General features: G+C 71.2%; 1 protein-coding gene. It reads right to left on the bottom strand.

All coding sequences use genetic code 11. The features are described from left to right. Positions 1 to 859 (bottom strand): aldehyde dehydrogenase family protein (locus LPA54_RS33265; RefSeq protein WP_228984458.1); only part of this gene is annotated, 859 nt, incomplete at both ends.

The following is an 859-nucleotide window of genomic DNA, read 5'->3' as shown; positions in this document are numbered from 1 at the left end:
GCAGGGCGGAGCCTGCGGGCAGCCCGGTGACGACGGACGGCTCGACCAGGTTGTCGCGGCGCGCGCCGTGCACCAGGGCGGTGGCGCCCTCGGCGAGGGCCTGCTCGACGACGCCGGTGAGGGCGTCCGCCTGCCGGGCGTTGATCACCGGGCCGATGACGGTCTCCGGGTCGCGCGGGTCGCCGGCCTTGAGCGTGCGCACCTTGGCGACGAACTTCTCGGTGAACTCGTCGGCCACCGCCCGGTCGACCAGAATGCGGTTGGCGGCCATGCAGACCTGGCCCTGGTGGACGTACCGGCTGAACACGGCCGCGTCGACGGCGTAGTCCACGTCGGCGTCGTCCAGCACCACCAGGGCGCTGTTGCCGCCCAGTTCCAGGACCGCGCGCTTGAAGAGGGAGGCGCAGACGGTCGCGACGTGCCGGCCGACCTGGTCGGAGCCGGTGAAGGAGATGACCTTCGGAATCGGGTGCTCGATGAAGGCGTCGCCTATCTCCGCGATGTCGGTGATCACGACGTTGAGCAGCCCGGCGGGCAGCCCCGCGTCCTCGAGGATCTTCGCGACCAGGGAGCCGCCGACGATCGGCGTGTTCTGGTGCGGCTTGAGCACCACGCCGTTGCCCAGTGCGAGCGCGGGGGCGACGGACTTCAGCGACAGCAGGAAGGGGAAGTTGAACGGGCTGATCACGCCGACCACGCCGACCGGCTCGCGGTAGACGCGGTTCTCCTTGCCGTCCACGGGCGAGGGGATGATCCGGCCCTCGGGCGCCAGCGCCAGGTGCACCGACTCGCGCAGGAACTCCTTGGCGAGGTGCAGCTCGAAGGCCGCCTTCAGACGGGTGCCGCCCAGCTCGGCGAC

Origin of the sequence: Streptomyces sp. DH12 (assembly GCF_020873895.1) — a bacterium.
In the GTDB taxonomy this organism is placed as follows: Bacteria; Actinomycetota; Actinomycetes; order Streptomycetales; family Streptomycetaceae; genus Streptomyces.
Note: the sequence above shows the minus strand (reverse complement) of the source record. Positions and strands in the feature narration are given on the sequence as shown.